The sequence below is a fragment of the Candidatus Thiodictyon syntrophicum genome, assembly GCF_002813775.1.
Classification (GTDB): domain Bacteria; phylum Pseudomonadota; class Gammaproteobacteria; order Chromatiales; family Chromatiaceae; genus Thiodictyon; species Thiodictyon syntrophicum.
The window spans coordinates 3988959-4005917 of sequence record NZ_CP020370.1; the positions used below are offsets into that span (position 1 = coordinate 3988959).

Below are 16959 nucleotides of genomic sequence, written 5' to 3' on the forward strand. Positions count from 1 at the left end.
ATAGGGGTTTGTTCTCGTGCCGGGGCTGTCGGCCCGGCAGGCGGGTGCGAGCAATACTAATTGTGGGCTTGCGGGGCGACGTAGGGTGGACAAGCGCAGCGCAGTCCACCAGCACCGCCGATCCCTTGGCTTGATCATTCGGTCTTGCGTCCTTGCAGAAGCACGCGAAATGCCTGCTTGTGGGTCCGCGCCAGTTCCGCGGGTCCGCCCTCGCCAACCCCCACCAAATCGCCGATCAAGTCGAACGCGCTAAGCCCGGTCGATGCGCCGGATTGCGCTTTCTCAAGCACGATCAGCGCGTCGCGCACGAGGTCCGACTTGGAGCGCCCGGTCGACGACGACAAACGGTCGAGACGGGCATCCGTCTCGCGTTCCACGGAAATGGTTGCTTGCATAGCCTACCTCGCTTCGTCTTCAATGGTCTGGGGTCGCTCACGGTTACCGATCAAGCGGACCGGACGCGACTGCTGCTCGGAGGGCGATCGTTCCGGCGAACAACGTATCGTCTGGATAAGCAGGATAAGAGATCAGGATAAGGGGTCACAATCAAAACCGTAATCCCCAAGTTGACGCTTGTCGAAGGCATCCAAGAACCAGCGGTGATATCGCGGGTCTAACTCCCCGGTCTTGGCGAAATGGGCTCCAAAGGCGCCGATTGCTCCACTGTGCTTGGAGAAATGCAATCCTTTCTCGGCCGGCAATGCCTGCACGCAGTAGAACATCGCGTAATAGGCACGGCTGGCCCCGAAATCTATGTCGGCATCCGCCGGTAATCGAGTCGCCGCACGGATGGCGCGACCGGCCTTTGCCAATAGCTTGACGCTGTCTTCGGTCATGCCGCGACGGCCTCAGCGGGCCTTGGTCATAATCCCGGCCACCCGGCACCGGCGAGAGCACACGCGGAACCCGGGTCGAACGCTGGGAGCGCCGCACCCCAGTGCGGCGCGGCCTCGCGGGCGACCGCGACGTTGCGTGCTGCGGATAGCCCGCGCCGCACTGGGGTGCGGCGCTCCCAGTGGCCGGAGTGATGACCAAGGCCCCTCAGCGCGCGCATTGACCAAGAATGGGGTTGTCCGCTCCTTCCGATTCAGCGCATCGCAACCGATTGTTTCCGCGATGCTTGCGGCTTAAGTCAGTGCTATTCTACCCTGGCCTTTTTTCCTTAGAATTTCGGTGGCAGCTTACTCAATTCGGTCTCTAACGACGGGCGCAGATAAGTAAACGGTCACCGGAACTCGCCGAGCTAAGCCCCGAAGGGGCGTGACATACCCGCCCAGGGCAACGCCCTGGGAAAGGGTCATTTTTCGGTACAGCCCTGAAAGGGCGTGACATAGCTGTTAGCGGCTTCCAAGAAGCGCGGAAAAATGGCGAACTCACCTGCGGTAGGAGCGGGGGGCCGGGGCGCCCACGGAGGAGCGCCGACCGGGCGGGGATCAGAACGGCATGGGGTCGCCGGGGTCGAAGAGGTCGCCTTGGTCGGTATGCTCCAGGGTGACGTAGTGTTCGGCTTGGAACTCCTGGATGCGCAGGCCATAGCGGGCCCAGATGTGCTCGCGTAGTTGGTCGAGGAAGTCAACGACGGCGAGCGCCTCTTCGGTTGACCAGTAATGGGGGATCAGTGAGGTCGTCATGATGTTGCTCCGGTGGGTTGGCGCGCGTGCCGCGGGGACGCGGCCGGGTGTGTCTGGTGGCGCTGTTCGGCGCGTTCTTTGGCCTCCTTCAGGCGGTAGGATTCGCCCTGGATGGTGATGATTTCGGCATGATGGACCAGGCGATCGACCAGGGAGACGACGCAGGCAGCGTTGGGAAAGACCTCGCCCCATTCGGCAAACGGGCGATTGGTGGTAATCAGGGTCGATTTGGCCTCATAGCGGCGCGAGACGATCTCAAAGAGCAGATCGGCGTGGCGATTGGAGTAGGACAGATAGCCGACCTCGTCAATGACCAACAGGCGCGGGCGGGCATAGACGGTGAGGCGATGACGTAAGGCATGATCGCCATCGGCGCCGGCCAGTTCGTTGAGCAGGTGCCCGGCACTGGTGAACAGCACGGTGTGGCCGGCGAGCAGCGCCTGATGGGCGATGTTGCGGGCGATCATGGATTTGCCAACGCCATTGGGGCCGACCAAGATAATGTTGGCGGTCTCGGCGAGGAAGCGCAGGCCCATCAGGTCGTCAATGGCGGGGCGGTCGCAGTGGGTGGGCCACTGCCAATCGAAGTCGGCCAGCGGTTTGAAGCGCCCCAGGTGGGCATTGCCTAGGGTGTTCAATATCTCACCTATATCGCAAATTAAATTCATGCAGTTTTCGTGTTTGACACAAAATCAATGAGAGCACGCCGACGCCGGGCCAGCATCGACGCACCGAGGTGCGTTGTCGCCCACTGCTCGACATCAATAGTACGCACCGATTCCATCGCCTCCTGAATCAACGGAGTCGCCAGGTCGGCGATGAAGGCAGGAATCGCAAGCACCAGCTTACCGATCTCCTTGAGCGGCCCCCTGGTGGTGAAGCATTTGTATTTCCCGAAGACCGATTCGATGATATCGGAGGAGGCCAGCCAGACACTATCAGTCGGGATCTTGGCGGATTCCAATGCGACCTTCGCGAGAATCTGTTGGGTAAAGGCCGCCGCCCGTGGGGTGAGCGTTGACGGCGGTGGCAGCGTGGCCTGGAGTGATTCTTGGGAGCCCTGCTGAAGACCCGTGGATTTGAGATGCGACTGAATCAGCTTGGATTGCGCCATCATTTGCGCGTAATCCACCAGGTCATCCCGGTAGGACAGTAGCCAGGCAAAGCCGTCAAGGAAGCGGCTGTACCCGGCGTCCGCTTGCTGCCAGAACACATCGTCGAGCGTATCACTCTCGAGGTCTGAGTGTGTCTGCAGTGCCTGGCAAAAAGCCGCCCGGTCGGGATAGCGAATGCCGACGATGGCCCGCAATGGGTGCGCCCGGGCGGCGCCGAACCGCGCGCACAGGTGCTCCCATGCCGGCCACTTCAGGACGTATTGCGCGCGGATCGCGCTGAAGTCGCCGCGATCATGGTAGGCGAGGACGCGTTGTGCCCACCGCACATGGACATCCAGATTCATAAAACGCGCCTTGATGCGCTGCCGAGGCGGCAGCAAGAAGGCGAGATCGGTCTGCTGCAAGGACGACCACGCGCGGCGACAGTGCGCCAGCAAGGACTCCCAGCGCGCATCTCGGCCCATCTCGGCCTTGAGCCGCGTCGCAATAAGATGCGATATATCATAAGTATAGACGCAGGCAGTGGCGTGCTCCTGAAACAAGGCGATGCCCTTGTGCAGGTCGCTGCCGTGGTCGGCAACGATCTGGACTGGTGGACCGGTGCGTTGCGCAACGCGCCTGAGCACTTGTGCGACCCACGCTCCCGTGCTGTGTGTTGTGATCTCCACGGCCAGCACCTGCATGGCGCCGTGACACGGGCTGTAACCGCTCTGGGCCAGTGCACTCACCGGAATACCCAGGATGACGAGGCACTTGGACGCCCCCAAGGCGATCGTATGGTCGGCGACGTAGATCCAATCCGTGCGCCATTGCGGTTGGCGATTGAGAATCGCGAGACCGCAGCGATAGACCCAGTTGAGCACGGTGGTGTGGGCTGGCGCCGCCACCGGGAGTGACGCGCCGAACAGATTCAATACCCGCGCCACCCCGCGGCTGCCGAGCCCCGCGTGCAGATACAGCCGCATGGTTAACTGCATGACCATGACCGAATAGTGATGGCCGACCGGCGGGGACAGCGCAAGGTGTGGTGGCTCATCCGCTGGTTCGTCATCCGCCGGCGCCGCGGCCTCTTCGGCTCCCGTTCGCGCACGCTCCGCCTTTAGCGCACGCGCCTTCCACTGCGCGCGGCTGTGCTCCAGATCCCGAATCTTGACCTCCGCGGCCCGCAGGCGCTGCTGCCGCTCCAACGCTTTCGCCTTCCAGGCATCACGTGATCGCTGGAACAGGTTGGCCAGACGGCTCGCTGGGCTCTTGAATGCATTCATCACGTCGTGCGTGCTCCGGCAAGGCGGTCAGATCACCGCGCCAGTAGACTGATCAAGCGTTCGTCGTTTGTCAACGGCTTGGCATGAGAAAGTGTCGCACGCGTCATCGTACTCCCCCAAGCACAGAACCGACCGCCGGGCCTTCCAGGCAACACGCTTCTTGCATCGACTTTTCGGCGCCTTTTTAGGTCAGATTGAACACCCTAGGCATTGCCCAGGCGTCGCTCCAGGCCGCGGCGGGCGCGCTCATCCTCTTCCCAGGTGATCAGCGGCGCGACCCAATCCGCCGACGCGACGTCCTCCCAATGGGCCAGCAGCCCATGGAGCTTCAGCGCCTTGGCGCGCGCCATCAGGGCCTCAGGCGTGGTCGTCATCGTGGGGCTCCGGGCTGAGTTGGTCGTAGTCGGCCAGGGCATGGGGACGGACGGCCTGATCGCGTACCCGGGGGTCATCGGGCAGGCTCAGGGGCACGGGTGGCGGCTGGTCACGCTGTTCGCGCCGCCGCTCCAGACTCAAGCGGACCGCGTTGGGATGGGGCACCCCGCGCTGCAGCGCCTCGGTGATCGCCGCCTGCAGCTCACTGCTCCCATACGTGTCGAGCAGCCGCAGCAGGGCGGCCGTGAGGGAGCCCAGGTTCTCCCCGCGCGCGGCGGCGGCCAGCAGCAGGTCACGGCTGTTAGGCGCGGCCTGGGCCAGGCGATCCTGACCGCGGTGGTGGCGCGCCGCGCGTTTGCGCGCTACCAGTTCCGCCAGATGGGCCGGGTCCTCGATTTGCGCGCCCTGATCGTAACTGCGCGGATGGCAGGCAATGACCGCGGCGCCATCGAGCACCCGCACCTGCTGGGGGCTGGCCACCACCGTGACCAGGCGTTGGACATGGGTCGACGGCAGCGAGTAATCGTTCAGGTCGAAACGCACATAGGGAGTCTTACCGACCTTGGCTTCCAGGCGCTCGTCGGTCGGGAACGGGTTGTCGGGCAGTGCCAGCAGGCGCGGTTGTTCCTGGGCAAAGGCCTGGCGCACCGTCAGGGTGCGCTCCTCAGGACAGGGGCGATCCGCCGCCTGACCGGCGCACCAGGCGTCGGCCTGGGCGTTCAGATCATCCAGGTCGCGCCAGGTGCGGGCGGCAAAGAAGCCTTCGCGTACATAGCGAATGGCCCGCTCCACGCGCCCTTTCTCGTTCCCGCGCGCGACCGCCACCGGGCGCGGCTCAAAGCGATAGTGGGCGGCCAAGGCCAGCAAGGTGGGATGAAAACGAATGGCGTCGCCCTGGCGTTCGAGCACGGCGCTTTTCAGATTGTCATAGAGCAGCACCCGCGGCAGCCCGCCCCAGGACTGGAAGGCCGCCTCATGGCCGCGCAGAAAACTGGCCATGCGGGCATCGGGAAAGAAGCGCAGCAGGATCTGGCGCGACCAACTCAGCACCATGACGAAGGCCATCAGGGGGCGCGTGGCCCGGCCGATGGTGAGGGTCCCGAAGTGACCCCAATCGACTTGCGCCTGCTCCCCCGGCAGGGTCTTCAGGCGCAGATAGGCTTCGGGTTGCGCCCGTGGCCGGTAATGCTGCATCAGGTGACGAAAGTGGTCGGCACCGCCTGGGTACCCGCGCTCGCGCACCATGGCGTAGAGCCGGCTGGCGCACAGGCGCGGGTACTGCTCCAAGGTCGCCCGCACGAAGGGCAGAAACGGATCGAGCATGGCGGCCCGATGAGGCCGCTCCAACTTCGGCAAACCGGCCTGGGACAGCACCCAATCCACGGTGCCATGGTGCAGGCCCAAGTGCCGGGCAATGGTACCCACCGGCCACTTCTCCACATGGAAGTAGCGCAGGATTTTCGCTTCGAATTCTGTCGAGATGGTCACCGTCGACTCCCCGTCCGGGCCACCCCGGCGACGCTCAAGGGCTCTGCGCCCGCGCGCGGGGTGGCCGTGGCATCACTGGCCCATCGCAGCGTTGGCGCAAGAACCCCAGACGGACAAACTCCGAACAGCAGCGCCCGCAGAAATGGCAGCGTAGACCCTCAGGGGCAGGCGCGGGAGCAGGCTCGGTCGGGGGCGGTGCCGCGGCACGCGACTCGGCGGGCAGTGAAACACCGGGGGGCGGGGCGAGTGAACCCTGATGCGTCACTTTCCGCCGCCGGGTCCGGTAGCGACGCTGGCGGCGGGCGTGGTTCATGCGACCTGGACGGCTGTGTTGATAGCGCGCCCCGGCCGCGCGACCCGCGGCCCGCCGTGCGGCCTGGGCGCAGTCGGGGCCGCAATAGCGATGGCCGCGGTCGCAGTGGCGACAGATCGCCACCTGACGACCGCAGCGGGCGCAGTTGAACAGACGGGCAGTATCGTGCATCGGCAACTCCTGCCGATGAGCCCTGGATCACCGCCCACCAGCGGGCGATACTTACCCACGGTACGTGCGAGGCACGCTCCGGGGTACGGCACTGGGGAAGACTGTGGCGGTCGCGACCAGTGCCGTACCTGTCTCAACGGCACTGATCCTGTAGACCATGGCGCGGCCCTTGTCACCGCCCTCACGGGTCACCCGCCAGCGCGGGTTGCCGTTGGCACTTGCGCGCCGTGCCCGACGGCTACCAGGCGCGTGGGCCGCCTCGGCGCTGCGCCGGGTCCCGTCCCCGGCTGCGCTACGCTCCGCCGGGGACGGGACCCGGCGCAGCGCCGCAGCCATGCCGCTGCAGGACCCGACACCCGGCCTTTCCCCCTGACTACCAGCCCCCCCAACGTCCCCCAGCGACCCGACCGGTCTTCACCACCCTCGTTGGCGACTGCCCGCGCTATCCGCCAGCTATCCGCAGGTTTTCGCAGCCATCGACACATAGCGGCCGGGCTCCAGATGTGACGTCCTTTCAGGTGCGGGAAACCGCGGGGAGGCCTTGGTCATCATTCCGGCCACCGGGCCCACCGCGAGGCCGTTGGTCCGCACAGCGGACCCTACGAAGCGCAGGCTTACCGTAGGGTCCGCTGTGCGGACCGATCGCCGCCGGCCGGGCTGATGATCAAGGCCCGCGGGGACAATCGCGAGAGACCTCAGCCGGAGTCTTTCGATCTATTCGTAGGTTGTCCCTGACTACAATAAAGCCGCTTTCACCGGGTCCCGGCCGGAGTGGGTCCGCTCTATTCTTAGGCTGCCTCGCGGTGAAACCGAACAACCTCTACGTCGAGCGTTTTCTCAACAACATGTTGCTTTAACAGCAGTTCGTCGATCGCATCCAACGTCTTGGCATGAAAATACCTTTCCCCGCACGCGGTGCATACCTCTGCTTCGACATTCTCGACGATGTAGAGCTTGCCGTTCAACCAATGCTGCCGTTTCACAGCCTTCAGTTTCGTTTGCCCATCACAAAATTCGCATTGCATAACGCGCACCTCACAGGGCATAGACGGTAATGATAATGAGACGATCGCCATCGCGGAACCGACAGAGCACCTGGATCGACCTTCCATCGCGCGCGGGACCTTCGATGCGGTAGCGGATACCTCGCGAGTCGTGTGTCAGCTTGCTTTCGATTCGCCCGTTGAGAATCGCATACTCGACATCTTTTCGCTCCAAGTCATCGTCAAGCATCTCTTCTTCGGCGTGCGAGGACAAAAAGTAATCGCGGGACGATATGCGTTGTCGGATTTGGTGCAGCGTATTCATTGGTTGCCGTGGGCTCGCGCTGCCAGGCGGAATTCTTCACCTGCGCCTCCGGTTCCGCGACCCATTGTGTACCCCCAGCGTACGGCGGATGCCCGCAGGGCGGTCCGCCATAATGCCTCGCACCATCATGCGAGGCCGAAATGGCGGAACCACTATCGGGTTTCCCCGACGCGGGCTGCTCAGTTACCGCAAACGCAGCAACTTCCTCCATAATCTCGGCCATTCACAAGTCCCGAACTGCCGGAACATGAACCGGTAGGCCTTGATCATAAATCCGGCCAAGACCTAGCGTAGGGCTTGGTTAACCCCCACTGGAGAGCGGCAGGACCCGCGAAATTGTGTACCCTTGGAAGTGCAAACAAACCGAGGGAGAAGCACGATGTTCGAAGGTCCTGCCGGGATCGACTTTAGCGCAGACATCGGGTCGACGCCATCGGGCGTGGTCCGGCGGTCGGCCGGCGGTGGGTCGTGAAGCACCGCTCGCGCCTGGAGCGAGCCGAACAGCGCGGGGCGGCCGTGGCCCGCTTGGCGACGGGGCAGCCGCAACGCCACGTCGCCGCCGAACTGGGCGTGGCGCGCAGCACCTTGCAGGACTGGTGCAAGCCGACCCCGGTCGGCGCGGCCCCGGCGGTGTTGGCAGCCTTCGTGGCGACCCCTGAGGGCGTGCAGTGGCTGCACCAAGTGGTGGTGGCGGCGCACTTCGTCATCACGCTGCACGGCGGTGCCGGGGTGCGGATGGTGTGTGAATTCTTGAAGTTGAGTGGGTTGTCGGCGTTCGTCGGCGCGAGCTATGGCACCCACCAGGCCCTCAATGCGGCCTTGGAGGAGATGGTGGTCGCCGTGGCGCGTGAGCAACGGGCGGCGTTGGCGGTGGGCATGCCGCACCGCGCGATCACGGCGTGCGAGGATGAGACCTTTCATCCGCAGATTTTGTTGGTCATGTTGGAGCCGGTGTCGAACTTTCTGCTGCGCGAACAGTACGCCGCCGATCGCACGGCGGCCACCTGGACGCAGGCGTTGCGCGCGGGTCTGGACGGCTTGAACGTGACCGTGATCCAGGGCACCAGCGACGAGGCCACAGCGTTGCGCCGCCATATCCAGACGGATTGTGCGGCCCATCATTCCCCGGACCTGTTTCATGTGCAACAGGAGGTGTCCAAGGGCACCAGCCTACACTTGGTCCGCCACGTGAAACAGGCGGGCGCCAGCGTCGCGGCCGCCCAGACGTCGCTGGACGCTGAGCGGGCGACCGCGCAGGCCTATGACGCCCAATCCCCGCGTCCGCGCGGGCGCCCACCGGCGTTCGCGCCCCGCATTGAAGCCGCCCTGGCGGTCGTGGTGCAGGCCGAAGCCGATCAGGTACAGGCGCAAGCGCGTCAGGCCGAGGCCCGTGAACTGGTGCGTGAGTTGGGGACCCTCTATCACCCCTATGAGTTGGAGCAGGGACAGGCGCAGCCCGTGGCGCGCATCGCGCAACGCTTTGCCGACGTGTGGACGCGGCTGCAACAGCTGGCCGACGCGGCCGATCTGCCAACGCGCGCCCGTGAGCGCCTGGCCAAGGCGCAGCGCCTGACGATTCAGTTCCTTGCCACCATTACCTTTTTCTTTGCGACCGTGCAGGCCAAGGTCGAGGCGCTGAATCTGCCGCCCGCCGTGGAACTGGCGTTGCTCACGCAGCTGATTCCGGCGCTCTACCTCGAGCGCGTCGCCAATCGCAGCACGCTCGCTGAACCGCGCCACCGTCTGCACGCCCTGAGCCGGCAGTTGCTCGAACCGCTGCGCCAACGCGATCATCCGCTCCAGGCCCTCCCAGAGGCCGAGCGCGCGCGCCTCGAACAGGTGGCCGGTGACTGCGCCGACCTGTTCCAGCGCAGCAGTTCCAGCGTGGAGGGGCGCAACGGCCAACTGTCCCTACATCACCATGGCCGACATCGCCTGAGCGACCGCAAGCTCGAGGCACTGACCGCCGTACATAACTTCCACCTCCGTCGCCCCGACGGGACCACTGCCGCTGAGCGCTTCTTCGGCCGGGCCCACGAAACGCTGTTCGCGCAGGTGCTCCAGCGCATGCCGTTGCCCCCGCCGCCAGCGCGCCGACGACCGCGCCCGCCCAAGCCGCCCGCGCTCCTGCCGGTAGCGGCGTAACGGGGGTGGCCGGAACGATGATCAAGGCCAACCGGTAGTAGATGACACATGACAAAACCCATTGATTGGACCAAGGATTGGACCAACTACTGTTGTTTTCGCACAGGTGCACGGTGACACGTTGGGTCCACCAGTAATACACACGGCGCTCGTTGCCGTTGATGCGAAAGGAGGGGTTCCAGATACAGAAAACCAATTTAAGTCCTCATTTCCGTAAGAAACAGTGCAAGTTCCCATTCCTTCAGCGTGAACAGAAAGGTTGGCATTTATTTGCAGCGATGATTCCATCCTTAACAGCCCGGCCTCCGTCGTTTGAAAGCAGGATAGCATATCGCTTGGCGCCGTCACACGCGGGCGGTGTCTTCTTGGTGCCGGCAATCGAAAAAACGAAAATATCGCTTCTGCCAAGGGAGTATTCACTGACCACGCCGGTGGAACTGCCGGCTCCCAAAGCCGAGCCGGAAAAAACGATCGAGAGAGACATGCAGATCAGTAGCCAATACCTATTCATTGTAAATCTCCACTGTAAGTTACCTCAGACGTTCCAGAGTGCATCAGGATGCCTGCGCATTCGATTGCACGCAATCCAGTACGCAAACATGCTAACGCTGCGGGTCGCCCATCGCGGGCGTCTGTCCCCGCTGCCAAAGGGACAGCGCGTTGGCGGATCGGTCCGGATGCAACCGCCAGACGTGCAAGATGAGCTTGGTCAACAAACCTCGGTTTGTCAAGGACGATTGGTTGATCTCGGTCAGTCCCGTAGAATGGGCAGAGCGAGAGCGATGCCCATCCTCAACCATCACGGCCCGCAGTCCCAATACTCCCCGACTCCCCGGCCCGCCGCGCATCGCCCCGCACCCGCTCGACCGGGTAACGCCCCTCATGGATGGCGATCTTGCGGTAGGCGGCGGCGATGGGGTCTATGCCCAAGCGCTCGGCGGGCCGGATGAGGTTGCGACGCGTCGTCGCGGCTAAAGCCGCTCCCACAGCGTCGCTGCGCGACTTGCACGGTAACCCGACCGGCACCGCAGGCCTGGCCCGAGCCCTGTCAGGTGCCGACGTCGGTGGCCACCGACCGCTATACTGCGCTCGCGCGCCGTGCAACGCCGGACCGCCAGGCGCCGGCAATCGACCGCCACTCGGAGTCGCCCATGAAAACCGACCGCGAGATCTATACCCTGCTCGGTGCCGACGCCGAGACCCTGGCGATCCTCACCGACGGCATCCGGGTGCGCGGGCCCTATCATTTCGAGGCCCTGGAGGTCAAAGGGCTCGACCGGCGCACCGACGGGGTCCTGCTGCCGGAGGCGCCCGGGGAACCGATGTGGGTGATCGAGTTTCAGGCGCAGGCTGATCCCGGCATCTACCACCGTCTGGTAGTGGAGTTGGGGTTGGTCGGTGAGCGCCATCTGGGGCGCGTCGAGCGCGGGCTGATCATGTTCGCCACCCCGGCGCTCGATCCCCGGACCGAGCCCTGGTACGGTGCTTCCCAGCAGCCGGACCCGCCGTTGCGCGTGGTCTACCTGAAACCGATCCTTGCGGACCTGGAGCGGCGCGAGCCCGGGCACCCGCTGCTGGCGGTGTTTCTGCCCTATCGGGTCGCCGATCGGGAGCGGCTGCGCCGGGAGGGACCGCAAGCCCTCGAGCGGATCGCGACGGCGGCGCTGCCGCAGCCCGTGCGCGAGCGTCTGACCGACGTCTTTTTTTCCTGGCTGACGGTCCGCTTCAGCCACATGAGCTATCGGGAGATATTGACCATGTTCGGTATCCAGACACCGTTCGAGCAGACCCGTGCCTACAAGGAGCTGGTGGCTATCGGCCACGGGAAAGGGCTCGAGGAGGGCCGAGAGGAGGGCCGCGAGAAGGGCCGCGAGGAGGGTCGGCAGGAGGGCCGACAGGAGGAAGCCGCCGCCTTGCTGCTGCGCCAAGCCAGGCATCGCTTCGGTCCGCTGCCACCGGAACTCGAGGTCCGCCTCGATGCACTGCCGCTTGCGCGCCTCGAAGCCCTGTCCGAGGCCATCTTCGATCTCGACAGCCAGTCGGACCTGCGGGACTGGCTGGGTCGGCCCTGAGCCTTGTGGGTCGCTGACAGTCTACGCCAGGCACCGGGCACGATCCGAATACTTGCCCAATCTCGAGAGCGATGCCCATCCTCAACCATCACGGCCCTCAGTCCCCATACTCCCCCGCCCGCCGGGCATCGCCCCGCACCCGCTCAACCGGGTAACGCCCCTCATTGATGGCGATCTTGCGATAGGCGGCGGCGATCGGGTCCACGCCCAAGCGCTCGGCGAGCCGGATGAGATAGATCAGGCAGTCCGCCAACTCCAGGGCCACCTGCTCTTTCTTCTCCGGGGTCAGGTCCCGGCTCTGGGCCTCGGTGAGCCACTGGAAGTGCTCCAGCAGTTCGCCGACCTCCCCGGCCAGGGCCATGGACAGGTTCTTGGGCGAGTGGAACTGCTCCCAGTCGCGCTCGCGGGCGAAGCGGATGAGGCGGGTGTTGAGGTCGTCCAGGCTGTCCATGGCGGTCAGGCGGCCGACCGCGCCCGTGCCCGGGCGATGGCGGCGCGCACCTGGGCCGGGGCCGTGCCCCCCAGGTGGTCACGGGCGGCCACCGAACCGTCCAGGGTGAGGACGGTGTAGACGTCGGGCTCGATGCGCTCGGAGAACCCGCGCAGTTCCTCGATGCTCAGTTGCGCGAGGTCACGCCCCTCCCGGACCCCCAGGGCCACCGCCTGGCCGACGATCTCGTGGGCGTCGCGGAAGGCGATCCCCTTGCGCACCAGATAGTCCGCCAGGTCCGTAGCGGTGCTGAACCCCTGGGCGGCGGCGGCACGCATCCGCTCGCGGCGGCAGGTCACATGCACCATCATGTCGGCATAGACCTTGAGGCAGCCCTTGACGTTATCCACGGTGTCGAAGAGTGGCTCCTTGTCCTCCTGATTGTCCTTGTTGTAGGCGAGCGGCTGGCCCTTCATGAGCGTCAGGAGGCCCATCAGGTGGCCGAAGATCCGCCCGCTCTTGCCGCGCACCAGTTCCGGCACGTCCGGGTTCTTCTTTTGCGGCATGATGGAGGACCCGGTACAGAAGCTGTCGGACAGTTCCACGAAGCCGAACTGGGCCGATGACCACAGGATCAACTCCTCGGAGAAGCGTGACAGGTGCATCATCAGGATCGCCGCGGCGGCGGTAAACTCGATGGCGAAGTCCCGATCGGAAACCGCGTCCAGGGAATTCTCCGCGGGGCGCGCGAAGCCCAGGAGGTCGGCGGTGAAGGCGCGGTCGATGGGGTAGGTGGTCCCGGCCAGGGCGGCGGCCCCGAGCGGCATCACGTTGACGCGGCCGCGGCAATCGGCCAGGCGGGCCCGGTCGCGCTCCAGCATCTCGAACCAGGCCATCATGTGGTGGCCGAAGGTGATCGGCTGCGCGACCTGGAGGTGGGTGAAACCGGGCATCACGGTGTCGGCCTCCCGTTCGGCGAGGTCCAGCAGGGCGTCCTGGAAGCGGGTGATCGCATCGCGGATGGTGTCGATCTCCTCGCGCAGCCACAGCCGCACATCGGTGGCCACCTGGTCGTTGCGCGAGCGCCCGGTATGCAGGCGCTTGCCGGCCTCCCCGATCGCCTCGGTCAGCGCGGTCTCGACGTTCATGTGGACGTCTTCGAGCGGGATGGACCAGACGAAGTCGCCGGCCTCGATGCGGGCGCGCACCGCCATGAGACCGGCGCAGATCTGCTCGCCCTCGGCCTGACTCAGGATACCCTGGCGGGCGAGCATCGTCGCATGGGCGATGGAACCCTGGATATCATAGCGGTAAAGTCGACGGTCGAAGTCCACCGAGGCGGTGAAGGCCTCGACGAAGGCGTCCGTCGGGGCGCTGAAGCGCCCGGCCCAGGGTTTGCCGACGACGGCGAACGTGGTTTGACTAGGCTGGTGCATCATGAGGTCCGACCGGTGACAAAGTGGTCATTCTACATGCGCCCCCAGCGGGGTTGGACCTGAACCAATGCAACATCTCCTGGACGTTCCGGAGCCGACCCCGCGCCGCAAGGCCTTCCTGCCGAATTTCTGCCGCGTGCCCATGGTCCTGGGCGTCGTGCTGACCGCCCAGTTGCTGGGGATCAGCCTCACCCTGGCGTCGCGCCGCCCGCTCGCCGAGTTCTGGGAGCATCTGGGTCCCATGGCCTTGTTCGTCCTGACCATCTCGCTCACGGCGAGCGCCGTGCTCTGTGCCATGCGCCCGGCGTTGCTGCGGGTCGGCGATCGGGCGGCCGCGCTGCTCGCCTGGCTGCTGCTGCTCGCCACCACCGGACTGGTGACCTGGGGGGCCTACAGCGCGACGCCGGACCCGATCCACGCCCAGCTCTTCCCGGGCGATGGACTCCCCGGGATTCTGGTCCGCAGCCTGGGGATCGGCGCCATCCTGGGGGGCATGCTGCTGCGCTATCTGTATCTGCACCACATGTGGCGACTGCAGGTGGAGGCCGAGGCGGAGGCCCGCTTCCAGAAGCTCCAGGCCCGGATTCGGCCCCATTTCCTGTTCAACAGCATGAACACCATCGCCAACCTGACCCAGACCAACCCGCGGGTGGCCGAGGAGGTGGTGCAGGACTTGGCGGATCTGTTTCGCGCCACCCTGGCGAACCCGGACGAGACCTCGACCCTGTCCAAGGAGTTGGAATTGGCCTACCGCTACCTGAATATCGAGAAACAGCGGCTCGGCGAGCGCCTGCAGGTCCTCTGGGATGTCGAGGATCTGCCGGGCGATGCTATGCTGCCCCCGTTGATCCTGCAACCGCTGGTCGAGAACGCGGTCTATCATGGTATTGCGCCGTCGCGTCGTCCCGGGCTGATCCGCATCAGTGGGCGTTACCGTCGGGCGCAGGTGAACTTGAGCGTGCGCAACACCCTGCCCGCGGACAGCGAGCCGGGCGAGCGCCACACCAACGGCAACCACATGGCGCTCGACAACGTAAAGCAACGCATGGCGGGCCTGTTCGACGGCGCTGCGCGGGTGATCATCTCGCGGATCGAGGGCGATTATCAGGTCCGGCTGGTGTTCCCTTACCCCTGGAAACAGCAATGAAAATTCTTGTCGTCGACGATGAATCCCCGGCCCGGCAACGGTTGGTCCGCCTGCTGTCCGAGATCCAGGGCAATTACGAACTGGCCGGCGAGGCGAGCGACGGGATCGAGGCGGTGCAACTGTGCCGCTCCACACCCGTGGACCTGGTGTTGATGGACGTGCAGATGCCCGGCCTCAACGGGCTGGATGCGGCCCGCCAGATCTCGCACATCGAGCCGCCGCCGGCGGTGATCCTGGTCACCGCCTACGAGCAGTACGCCCTGGCCGCCTTCGAGCGCAAGGTGGAGGACTATCTGGTCAAGCCGGTGCGGCGCGAGCGCCTCCAGGAGGCCCTGGAGCGGGCCCGCATCCCGACCCGCCCGCAACGCGCCGCACTCGCCACCCGCGACGAGGCGCACCCCGGGCGGCGGCTCTCGCTCAGTGCCCACTACCGGGGCGGGCTGCAGACCGTCCCCATCGAGGACATCATCTTTCTCCAGGCCGAGCACAAGTACGTCACGGTCCGCCACACCGGCGGTGAACTCCTGGTGGACGAGTCCCTGAAGGCCCTGGAGGACGAGTTCGAAGACCTCTTCCTGCGCATCCACCGCAATGCACTGGTGGCGCGCTCGCGCCTCTTCGCGCTGGAGAAGGGCACCGACGGCGGCACCGAGGTGCGGCTGCGTGACTGCCCGGAGCGCCTTCCGGTCAGCCGCCGCCACCTGGCCGACATCCGCCGCTGGCTGCGGGCCGGCACGCCCTAGCCATCCCCGGTGCAGACACCCGCAAGCCCCAGCCGCGACTGGCGCCCCCAACTCCTGGCCCTGGCGCTGCTCGCCCTGATCGGCACCCTGCCCTTCTGGCTCAGCGACCTGGATCTGCGCGTGGCCGCGCTCTTCTATCATCCGCAGGCCGCGGACCCCTGGTGGGAGTCCAGCCGCGACCTCTGGGCCTTCCTCTATCAGGCCTCGCCGCTGCTCGGGGGCCTGATCCTGATCGGCAGCCTGCTCACCATCGCCGCGACCCGGATCTGGCGCTCCCAGCGGCGCCGCCGCCGCTACGCGATCTTTGTCCTGGCCGTGACCCTGCTTGGCCCCGGTCTGATCATCAACGGGGTCATCAAGGACTACTGGGGACGCCCCAGGCCCCATCAGACGGTCGCGCTCGGCGGCACCCAGCCCTATGTCCCGCCGCTCAAGCGCACCCCCGGGGGCCTGGGCAAGTCCTTCCCCAGCGGCCACAGCGCCATCGGCTTCGCCCTGGGGGTCTTCTATTTCATCTGGGCGCGCCGCCGCCCGCGGCTCGCCCTGACCGCGGCGCTCGCCTCCGTCGCCCTGGGCACCCTGCTCGGGGTCGGGCGCATGACCGCCGGGGATCACTTCCTCTCGGACATCATCTGGTCGGCGGTGCTGACCTATGGGGTGGCCTTCGTGCTCTATTGGCTGGTCCTGCGCATCCCCCACTGGGAGGACGCGACGGCCCTACGGCCGCCGCCGGCCCCGCGGCCCCTGCGTCACCCCACACTGACCCTGGGGGCCTACCTGCTCGCCGCGGCGGGCCTGCTGTTCGCCGTCCTGCTCGCCACCCCGGTGCAGGAGACCCGCAACCTCGCCATCGCGCCATTGCCCGCCGCGCCCGGGCCGCGCACACTGCGCCTGGCGGCAGACGCGGCGACGCTGACCCTGTTCCAACTGGGCACCCCGGCGGTCGCCGCGGGCGAGGCGGCCTCCATCCGGCTGAAGGGGCGCGGCTTCGGCCTGCCCGGCAGCCGGGTGCAGGGCCGTCTGGAGCGAGCGGACGACGCCCTGACCTCTTCGGTGACCTATACGGTGACGCACACCGGCGTCTTTACCGAGCGCGACAGCACGGTCACCGTCGGCATCGACCCAACCGCCTGGGAGCGGATCGAACTGGTCACCGGCAGCGGCGACATCCGCATCTACCCGCTGGGCAACCGGCGACCCCAACTGACGCTGACGGCCGACCGCGGCCTGGTGCTGGACGAGAACCCCGCCCCCGCCAGCGCCGCCACGGACCCCGCGGGGGCCTCCCGGTGACGCCGCCCAACCAGCAACGCGCAAGAA

At 65.9% G+C, this 16959-nt stretch carries 17 protein-coding genes; 5 read left to right on the plus strand and 12 right to left on the minus strand.

Annotated features, from left to right (window positions below; all coding sequences use genetic code 11):
* Positions 1-134: 134 nt before the first annotated feature.
* From THSYN_RS16745 to THSYN_RS16785, 9 genes are all read right to left on the minus strand, one after another.
* Positions 135-395 (minus strand): ribbon-helix-helix protein, CopG family, encoded by a 261-nt coding sequence (locus THSYN_RS16745; RefSeq protein ID WP_100920140.1) that lies wholly within the window; start codon positions 393-395, stop codon positions 135-137.
* A gap of 132 nt (positions 396-527) precedes the next feature.
* Positions 528-836, minus strand: a complete 309-nt coding sequence (locus THSYN_RS16750; RefSeq protein WP_100920141.1) for a HEPN domain-containing protein — start codon at positions 834-836, stop codon at positions 528-530.
* Between the two features lie 597 nt (positions 837-1433).
* Positions 1434-1631: a hypothetical protein gene (locus tag THSYN_RS16755; protein ID WP_100920142.1), complete on the minus strand. Its 198-nt coding sequence runs from the start codon at positions 1629-1631 to the stop codon at positions 1434-1436.
* Positions 1628-2269: an ATP-binding protein gene (locus THSYN_RS16760; RefSeq protein WP_216644559.1), complete on the minus strand. Its 642-nt coding sequence runs from the start codon at positions 2267-2269 to the stop codon at positions 1628-1630. Before THSYN_RS16760 ends, THSYN_RS16755 begins: the two co-directional genes overlap by 4 nt.
* A gap of 26 nt (positions 2270-2295) precedes the next feature.
* Positions 2296-4011, minus strand: coding sequence for a hypothetical protein (locus THSYN_RS16765; RefSeq protein WP_100919993.1), 1716 nt, complete (start codon positions 4009-4011; stop codon positions 2296-2298).
* Between the two features lie 203 nt (positions 4012-4214).
* The gene (locus THSYN_RS16770; protein WP_216644560.1) at positions 4215-4385 is read right to left on the minus strand and encodes a hypothetical protein; all 171 of its coding nucleotides are present in this window, start codon (positions 4383-4385) and stop codon (positions 4215-4217) included.
* Positions 4369-5874, minus strand: coding sequence for an IS21 family transposase (istA, locus tag THSYN_RS16775; protein WP_100920143.1), 1506 nt, complete (start codon positions 5872-5874; stop codon positions 4369-4371). The genes THSYN_RS16770 and istA overlap by 17 nt, the downstream gene beginning before the upstream one ends.
* A 1272-nt stretch (positions 5875-7146) precedes the next feature.
* Positions 7147-7323, minus strand: coding sequence for a YgiT-type zinc finger protein (locus THSYN_RS37335; protein WP_236848588.1), 177 nt, complete (start codon positions 7321-7323; stop codon positions 7147-7149).
* A gap of 70 nt (positions 7324-7393) precedes the next feature.
* Complete coding sequence (locus THSYN_RS16785) at positions 7394-7666, minus strand: DUF4258 domain-containing protein (RefSeq protein WP_100920145.1); 273 nt, start codon at positions 7664-7666, stop codon at positions 7394-7396.
* A 468-nt stretch (positions 7667-8134) separates the two neighbouring features.
* Here THSYN_RS16785 and THSYN_RS16790 point away from each other — a divergent pair, with 468 nt between their 5' ends.
* Complete coding sequence (locus tag THSYN_RS16790; protein WP_100918590.1) at positions 8135-9811, plus strand: DUF6399 domain-containing protein; 1677 nt, start codon at positions 8135-8137, stop codon at positions 9809-9811.
* A 241-nt stretch (positions 9812-10052) separates the two neighbouring features.
* On the opposite strand, the gene THSYN_RS34010 is transcribed toward THSYN_RS16790, so the two are convergent.
* The gene (locus THSYN_RS34010) at positions 10053-10322 is read right to left on the minus strand and encodes a hypothetical protein (RefSeq protein ID WP_157817744.1); all 270 of its coding nucleotides are present in this window, start codon (positions 10320-10322) and stop codon (positions 10053-10055) included.
* A 640-nt stretch (positions 10323-10962) separates the two neighbouring features.
* Between THSYN_RS34010 and THSYN_RS16800 the strand changes: the two genes are divergently transcribed.
* Positions 10963-11883 carry a DUF2887 domain-containing protein gene (locus tag THSYN_RS16800; protein ID WP_100922468.1) on the plus strand — a complete coding sequence of 307 codons (921 nt, stop codon included), beginning with the start codon at positions 10963-10965 and terminating at the stop codon, positions 11881-11883.
* A 97-nt stretch (positions 11884-11980) separates the two neighbouring features.
* Here the strand turns inward: THSYN_RS16800 and THSYN_RS16805 are convergent, their stop codons facing one another.
* Both THSYN_RS16805 and argH read right to left on the minus strand, forming a co-directional pair.
* On the minus strand, positions 11981-12334 hold the full coding sequence (locus THSYN_RS16805; RefSeq protein WP_100920147.1) for a nucleotide pyrophosphohydrolase: 354 nt from the start codon (positions 12332-12334) through the stop codon (positions 11981-11983).
* 5 nt (positions 12335-12339) lie between these two features.
* Entirely contained in the window at positions 12340-13749 is a 1410-nt protein-coding gene (gene argH / locus THSYN_RS16810) for an argininosuccinate lyase (RefSeq protein ID WP_100920148.1), read from the minus strand.
* 67 nt (positions 13750-13816) lie between these two features.
* On the opposite strand from argH, the gene THSYN_RS16815 reads away from it, so the two are divergent.
* From THSYN_RS16815 to THSYN_RS16825, 3 genes are read left to right on the plus strand one after another with little or no spacing between them, the layout of a single operon-like run.
* Positions 13817-14896, plus strand: coding sequence for a sensor histidine kinase (locus THSYN_RS16815; protein WP_100920149.1), 1080 nt, complete (start codon positions 13817-13819; stop codon positions 14894-14896).
* Entirely contained in the window at positions 14893-15639 is a 747-nt protein-coding gene (locus THSYN_RS16820) for a LytR/AlgR family response regulator transcription factor (protein ID WP_100920150.1), read from the plus strand. Before THSYN_RS16815 ends, THSYN_RS16820 begins: the two co-directional genes overlap by 4 nt.
* Positions 15640-15648: 9 nt before the next feature.
* Entirely contained in the window at positions 15649-16932 is a 1284-nt protein-coding gene (locus tag THSYN_RS16825; RefSeq protein ID WP_100920151.1) for a phosphatase PAP2 family protein, read from the plus strand.
* The last annotated feature ends 27 nt before the right edge of the window (positions 16933-16959 follow it).